The 7,717-nt window shown below is 42.4% G+C and carries 8 protein-coding genes; all 8 read left to right on the plus strand.

What is annotated here, in order from left to right; translation table 11 throughout:
* The first annotated feature begins 109 nt into the window (after window positions 1-109).
* Complete coding sequence (locus E5983_RS07815) at window positions 110-325, plus strand: hypothetical protein (RefSeq protein ID WP_160333306.1); 216 nt, start codon at window positions 110-112, stop codon at window positions 323-325.
* A gap of 138 nt (window positions 326-463) precedes the next feature.
* Window positions 464-1,513, plus strand: coding sequence for an aldose epimerase family protein (locus tag E5983_RS07820; RefSeq protein ID WP_160333307.1), 1,050 nt, complete (start codon window positions 464-466; stop codon window positions 1,511-1,513).
* 231 nt (window positions 1,514-1,744) lie between these two features.
* Entirely contained in the window at window positions 1,745-2,497 is a 753-nt protein-coding gene (locus E5983_RS07825) for an ABC transporter ATP-binding protein (protein WP_160333308.1), read from the plus strand.
* Window positions 2,498-4,429 carry an ABC transporter permease gene (locus E5983_RS07830; RefSeq protein WP_160333309.1) on the plus strand — a complete coding sequence of 644 codons (1,932 nt, stop codon included), beginning with the start codon at window positions 2,498-2,500 and terminating at the stop codon, window positions 4,427-4,429. It abuts the gene before it with no gap.
* 106 nt (window positions 4,430-4,535) lie between these two features.
* Window positions 4,536-5,201, plus strand: a complete 666-nt coding sequence (locus tag E5983_RS07835; protein ID WP_160333310.1) for a response regulator transcription factor — start codon at window positions 4,536-4,538, stop codon at window positions 5,199-5,201.
* A complete protein-coding gene (locus E5983_RS07840) occupies window positions 5,198-6,148 on the plus strand; it encodes a sensor histidine kinase (protein WP_160333311.1) in 951 nt (316 codons plus the stop codon). The genes E5983_RS07835 and E5983_RS07840 overlap by 4 nt, the downstream gene beginning before the upstream one ends.
* A 138-nt stretch (window positions 6,149-6,286) precedes the next feature.
* A complete protein-coding gene (locus E5983_RS07845) occupies window positions 6,287-6,835 on the plus strand; it encodes a hypothetical protein (RefSeq protein ID WP_160333312.1) in 549 nt (182 codons plus the stop codon).
* A 142-nt stretch (window positions 6,836-6,977) separates the two neighbouring features.
* On the plus strand, window positions 6,978-7,664 hold the full coding sequence (locus E5983_RS07850) for a PIN-like domain-containing protein (RefSeq protein ID WP_331251103.1): 687 nt from the start codon (window positions 6,978-6,980) through the stop codon (window positions 7,662-7,664).
* Window positions 7,665-7,717 lie beyond the last annotated feature (53 nt).

Consider the following 7,717-nt stretch of genomic DNA (forward strand, 5'->3'; position numbering starts at 1 on the left):
TCCTTACAATTCCTTGTCCGATTAATACACACATTCAAACTCTGCTTTGGAGTTTACACAAAATTCTTGACACACCCACGGCTATCGGCAGCAGTTGGGAATTTCCTTGATGTCAGTGGTAATTAGTAGTGGCTTCTTGATTGCAGCAGTCTTGAATTTCTTTTACGGAGGTTCGGTCTTAAAGACCCTTCTATCCGTGCTTATCCTCGCCATTTCCTGGACCTATTTCGAGGATAGAAGGCGGACGGGGAAGCCCGTTCATTACAGCCATCACCTCTTGCGGTTGCTGTTTCACTGCTCGTTAATTTATTTTCTATCCGTTTAAGGACTGTACTTGCCTTGTTCCAAGGCGCGTATGGTCTTTTTTTTGAAAAAATTTTTAAAGAGAGTCCAAGTCCTCCCAAAAGTGCTATAGTTAGAATAGAAAACGATATCATCTGTTGATCTAGATTGGAGGAAAATGATGAAATCCTATCAACAAGAAATTTTTGGGCGTGTTGGAGAACACGAAGTAGAGGCTTATCGTTTTGAAACTGAAGCGGGCTATCACTTGCGGGTTATGACCTATGGGGCGACTGTGTTGGAATATGCAACGCCCGATAAAGAAGGGCGGATCGCGAATATCATTCTGGGTTTTGACAATTTGGAGGCTTATATTGGCAACAGTCCCAAGCATGGAGCCAGCATTGGACCAGTGGCAGGGCGGATTGCTGGGGCCCAGTTTGAACTCAACGGGGTTTCTTATAGCCTTGAGAAAAATGCTGGTTCTAACTGCAATCACAGCGGCTCAACAGGCTGGTATTCAACTGTTTTTCAAGTTGAGGCGGTCTCTGACCAGGGAATTACCTTCTATACTGAGCGAGTTCATGGAACCGGGGGATTTCCCGGGAATCTGAAAGTCTGGATTAGCTATCGTTTAAGTGAGGATGGAAGCTTGGAGATCAGCTATCAGGTAACAACCGACCAAGACACTCTAGTGAACCCGACTAACCATAGCTATTTCAACCTGACAGGAGATGTGCACCAAACTGTTAACTCCCATATTCTGCAGTTGGAGACCAGTGGTGTTTTTCCAATTGCAGCGGATGGTGTTCCGGCTAAGGAGGCAGATGCAAGCCCGACCTTTGTGGTAGACCTCCAAAAAGGAGTCCGCTTATCGGATCTTTTCGCCTCAGCCGACCCTCAAATTCGCTTGGTAGACGGCCTGGATCATGCCTTTGCCCTACGGAAGGACCAAGAGATAGTGGGCAGTCTCTACGAGGCCAATTCTGGTCGTTACCTGACCTTTAAAACTCAAGCTCCGGTGGCTGTTGTTTATACAGCCAATGTCTGTGATCCAGCAGTCCAGTTTGATGGCCAAAGTATGCACCAACACAACGGCATTGCCTTGGAACTACAAGCTCTACCTGATGCCATCCATGGCTCCCAAGCCACTCAGGTCATTTTACCAGCCGGCCAAACCTTTAGCCAACAGACGATTTACAGGGCTAGTGTCAAAGAAGTTGATGCTTAGACAGTCAATTTCTGACTTCTTTGATAAGGACCCACCTCGCTTCTCTATTTTGGGGCTAGGGTTCCAAGGCTCCCAGACCCACCTCGCTTTCGAATTTTTAGGCTCGGGTTCAAAAGGTCTCCCAGACCTTTTGAATCTTACACCTTTGTAAGAAAACAAGTATTCTTGTAAGGATAGTCCCTTTCACTTTGTTCTATAATGATAGTAACGAAAAAGGAAAGAGGCATACCTATGTTATTAGAAATTAATCATTTAGAAAAAGTCTATCGCACGCGCTTTTCCAAGGAAGAGACACGGGCCCTACAAGATGTTGATTTTAAAGTAGAAGCAGGGGAATTCATTGCCATCATGGGGGAGAGTGGGTCTGGTAAAACAACCCTACTCAACATCCTCGCCACCTTGGACAAGCCAACCCGTGGCTCGGTAATTCTCAATCAGCAAGACATTACCCAGATTAAAGAAGGTAAATTGGCTGATTTCCGCCTGCACAATCTAGGCTTTGTCTTCCAGGATTTTAACCTCCTGGATACGCTGACGGTGCAAGACAATATCTTCCTCCCCTTGGTCTTGGGGCGGCAGAACTACAAGGAAATGGAAAGTCGTCTAGCTATTCTAGCCCCGCAACTGGGGATTCAAAACCTACTCCAGAAGCGGCCTTTTGAACTCTCAGGAGGTCAGAAGCAGCGGGTGGCAATTGCCCGTAGCCTGATTACTCGTCCCCAGTTAGTGTTGGCAGATGAACCAACCGCTGCCTTGGACTATCGGAACTCTGAGGATTTGTTGCAGCTTTTTGAGGAGATTAACCATGCCGGTCAGACCATCCTCATGGTGACTCATTCGGCCAATGCAGCTAGTCACGCCAAACGCGTGCTCTTCATCAAGGATGGTCGGATCTTCCATCAACTATATCGGACTGGTAAAAGCAATCAGGAGTTTGCCAAGGAGATTTCCTTGAACATGTCCGCCTTATTAGGAGGTGAGTAGATGTTTTACGGTAAACTTGCCTTGCGGAACCTCCGCAATTCCATTCGCGTCTTCGCACCCTTTGTTTTATCCAGCCTCGTACTTTTTACCATCATCTCCTCCATGTTTGCCCTCATGTTTAGCCCCGTCATGGCTTCCATGGGAAGTGGATCCATTGTCTTAGGAATGGGGTTATTTGTTCTAACCATATTCAGTTTTATTATGGAAACTTATAGTTACAATTTCCTGATGCATCAAAGGTCAAGGGAGTTTGGTCTCTATAACATGTTGGGGATGAACAAGAAAAAGGTTATTTTGATTGCCAGTTTAGAGTTAATCCTGCTTTTCTTGGCGATTCTAGTCCTAGGGTCTATGTTGGGCGGCGTCTTTGCCAATGTCCTTTATTTGATCTTTGTCAACCTGGTAGGCTACCATGATCTGCACTTTAGTGTAGATCCCATGTCCTTTGTCTATTCAGCCATCCTCTTTGCAGGGATCTTCCTAGCTTTGGAATTTTTAGCCATCCGCAAAATTGCGAAAAATAATCCCTTGATTCTTTTTCGCAGTAGCGAAAAAGGGGAGAAGGAGCCCAAGGGAAATATCCTCCTCTCTGCTCTCGGACTTCTGAGCCTGGCCATGGGTTATGGCATATCGTTGACTTCTCAAGCTCAAGGGGCAGCGATTGTCTGGCTCTTTTTCCTCGCTGTTCTATTGGTTATTGCAGGAACCTATCTCTTCTATATTAGCTTTATGACCTGGTTCCTCAAAAGACGGCGGAAGAATAAAAAGTATTTCTACCAGCCCGAGAACTTTATTACCACCTCACAGATGATCTTCCGCATGAAGCAACATGCTACAGGACTAGCCAATATTACCCTCTTAGCGGTTATGTCCTTCGTTACCATTGCGACAACTACCTCGCTCTATGCAGGGATGCAAGGATTTACGGAGAATATCTATCCAAAGGAGGCTAGTATTAATCTAGTCGTACAAAATCGGTCAGAAGCCAGTGAGGCCTATCAACAAGTCGTTCAAGCCAAGTTTCCAGAGTCTAGCCGTGATGCCAAGGAGTTGTTAGCCTTACAAACAACTCTCAATTACACAGGTGGGGACGAGCTAGTACTTTCCCATGAACCTGCAACCAATCCATTTTATACTTACATGGTTACCCAAGATGATTTTCGGAAATTGGGGAATCAGCTCCCAGAGCTAGCTCCTAATCAAATTGCTGTGATTCAAGCTAAAGAAGGCAAACAGATACAGCGGGTTCGACTAGATAAACAGGTTTTTGAAACTGTAGAAGGTTCTTCGAATGCTACATTCCCTGGCTTAGCCAATACGTTAGCGGGCATGGTTTTCGTTCTTCCTAATGATGATGTTCTAAGTGCATTCCAAAAGTTTTACGATCTTCCACTAAGCTACCGTGTTTTTGCGGATATCAGTAAGGCTGAAATCAATGCTGTCGCAGAAGCAGAAGGGGATGTGTACTTGGTTCAGGATGAAGCTGGAAAGTGGACAGCAGACATATCTCTTAAAGAAGATTTTGTGGTGATGCTACTTGGTTTTTCAGGTGGTTTCCTCTTCACAGGTTTCCTACTGGGACTCAGTTTCCTTCTAGGTGCTGCTTTGATCATCTATTACAAGCAATACTCCGAGGGACATGAAGACAAGAAATCCTATCGGATTCTCCAAGAAGTTGGGATGAGTCAGTCAGCAGTTAAGAAAACCATCAATTCGCAAGTCTTATTGGTCTTCTTTATGCCCTTGGGAATGGCTGCTCTGCATTTCCTCGTATCACTGGTTATGCTTAAGCAGATGTTGGCCTTTTTTGGAGTGACTTCCTCCAGCATGATTTATATCGTGAGTGGGGCGACCCTCGTGATCATTGGTCTACTCTACTACCTCATCTACAAGTTAACCAGCCGCACCTATTATCGGATTATTGAACGGTAGGTTATCTTCCATTGATCAAAGGCTACGAACGATTGTGTTCTAGCCTTTTTTCCTTGATTTTAGGTTCTCTTTTTATTTTTTGCCGAAAAGGTGTTAGACTATTCATATGAAACAAAGTGTCGTATACATTGTCGAGGATGATGCGCTGATTGTCGATCTCCTTAAACAGCACCTGGGCCAGAGGCATCAGGTGATGAGTGTGCAGAATTTCCGGGCGGTTAGTCAAGAGGTTGAGGACCTGCAGCCGGATATTATTCTAATGGATATCAGCCTACCCTATTACAATGGCTTTTACTGGACGACGGAAATCCGGAAGAGCATGACCATGCCGATTATCTTTATTTCTTCAAGCGATGACGAGATGAATGCGGTTATGGCCATGAATATGGGCGGGGATGATTTTGTCACTAAGCCTTTCTCCTTGGAAGTCTTAGATGCCAAAATCGGCGCTTTTTTACGCCGGATCCATCAGTTTACACCAACCCAAGAGTACCGTGTCGAAGGCTTTCAGTTAAGTTTGGATGGTCGCTTGCGTCAGGGCCAGCAGCAGGTCCAATTGACCCCGACCGAGACACGGATTCTCAAAGCTCTTTTTCAAAACCAGGGCCAGGTTGTCAGCAAGGAAGATCTGCTCAAGGACTTGTGGGAGAATGAAGAATTTATTGACCAAAATACCCTCAATGTGAACATGACCCGCTTGCGGAAAAAGGTTGCCGAAGTCGGCTTTGATCGGATTCATACCGTCCGAGGAGTGGGGTACTTGGTCAAATGATAAGGATGTTTCTACGTGAATACCGGACTTTCTTTCTCGCTTACTTCTTATTGGTCGGCTCTTTTCTGCTCCTGTTTTATCTCTATCAACTTCCCTGGACCTTCTTTGTACAATCCATCCTTTTAGCCAGCACTATCTTTCTAATTATTATGCTCAGCCTTTTTTGGAAATTTTTTCATCGCATGAACGTTCTAAAGGATGGCATTCATGAGGCCGATCTCTATATCTTAAATAGGCCTATTGATCGCGCTTATTTAGCCTTATTGGAGAAGGAGAAGGATGAGACCCGCCAACAACTCTTGGCCTATAAGAAAAGGGAGGAGGACCTCCAAGCCTTGATCAAGTTATGGTCCCATCAAATGAAGGTGCCCCTGGCCGCCCTCTCGCTGATGAGCCAAACCAAGCAGTTGGATTCGCAAAGTGTCGATAGCCAGCTCCTACGCCTGGATAACTACCAAGCCAACCTGCTCAACTACCTCAAACTCAGCAATCAAAGCAGTGATTTCCGCTTCGAAGAAGTAGATGTCCGCCCGATCATGGTTGACCTGGTTAAAAAATACCGAACACACTTTTTACATAAACAAATTGCTGTTAGAATTGCCGGTGACTGGATCCTCAAGTCAGACCGCAAATGGCTGGCCTTCGCCCTCTCCCAAATACTGGATAACGCCATCAAATACAACACTGAAGGAGGAGAAGTTCAGATCCTACTGGACCAGGGCGTTACCATCCGGGACCAAGGAATCGGGATCCTAGCCGAAGACATCCCCCGCCTCTTCGACCAAGGCTTCACCGGCTTCAATGGCCGCGAACACCAAAAAGCCAGCGGCTTCGGCCTTTACCTGACCAAGCGCGTGCTGGACCAACTGGAACTAGACATTCAGGTGACCAGCCAAGTGGATCAGGGAACAGAAGTAGTGATTCGGAAAAAAGGAGGTTCCCAATGACCAATCCGTACTTGAAACAATATAAAAGATTGCTAGCCGTTTTTGACACAGACCTCCGAGCAGACATCCCTCAGCTCTTTCAATACTGTAAGATGGCTTTTAGCATATCAAAAAAGAAATTACAGAAAGAATTATAATATGAATAATTATTTTGCATCATTGTATAATCTTAATTTTAATGAAGATGAGCAGACTTTATATGTATTTGACTCAAATTATATATCGTATGCAATTCAATCGGTACACAATTCAGAAAAATTTTTTAATGCGTTAGAAAAAGTTATTGATAAAACATATTTACCATTTATTGTTTACCTTGAAAGTATTGATAACATTAGAAATCATATATCTGGTACAAAAAATACACTAGATGCAATCAACCGTATATTTGAAGGGATAGAGGATTTAGAGTCTATTTTTGATACAGATACTAACGCATTTCAAACTTTTTTGAAGGAAAAAATAATAAGCAACCAAAGAATTGATATTAATGTTTTGCGTGGAAATATTAATTTCAAAGGAAACAGTGGGGCTGATAAAAAAATAGATATATTTTTAGATGAAATTTTCAACAAAGTAAAGTCACAATTAGATGAATTAAACAAAGTATTAGTTGAATCATTAAAACAAGTCGAACCTGATAAAGGGGATTTTAATTCCCAAAAATATATTGAAGGGCACCTCTAAAAACTAAATTTCTGAAAATCTAAATGTTGATTTATCAAGGTTTGAGTGATTAAATTTGAAGAAAAACTGGGGTTTTTAGAGGTCCCCTGAAGGTATTGAAAAGCGCCTCCAGCGGGTTAATTCAATTTTCTTAAAAGAAGGGATACTTGGAGAAGAGTACACTCAGGAAAAACTTGATTATTTTGAAAAAATAATTTCTAAAAGATATGAAAAAAATATTCCACCCGGACTTAAAGATAGAAACAAGAAAAAAAAGCGTAAATTTGCTACACTGGAATTTGAGACTTCTTTTGGTGATGCAATGTTTTGGCTTGATATTATAGAATTTGTAAAAGAGAAAAAATTTAGTAATGTAGTAATTATTTCTGATGATAAAAAATCAGATTGGTGTACAAGGAGTGGAACCTCGGAATCAGAATTACTACCAGAACTTAAAGTAGAGTTTCTTAAAGAAACAGGGATACCAGTTATTAGAAAATCAAGTTCACTATTTATTAAAGATATATTGAGTTTATCAGAAGATGAGCAAAAAGGTATTGAGAAGGAAATAGATGAAATTGAAAAAATTAAATCGGAAATAGAATATCAAGATACAATAATTGTTAGAGCGAGAAAGAATGGATTTAAGAAAGTATTTATTGGTGAAAATTCATGGTATTCTGTTAGAATTAACGAAGATAGGATACCGTTTTTGAGGTATATCGCTGTATATCAGACAACACCTGTTAAAAAAATTACACATTACGCGGAAATTAAAGATATTATTATATCTCCAGAAGATTCTTCAAAGAAAAAAATATTGTTTGGGTGTGTCAAGAATTTTGTGTAAACTCCAAAGCAGAGTTTGAATGTGTGTATTAATCGGACAAGGAATTGTAAGGA

It is taken from the genome of Streptococcus danieliae (genome assembly GCF_009767945.1).
Taxonomy (GTDB): domain Bacteria; phylum Bacillota; class Bacilli; order Lactobacillales; family Streptococcaceae; genus Streptococcus; species Streptococcus danieliae.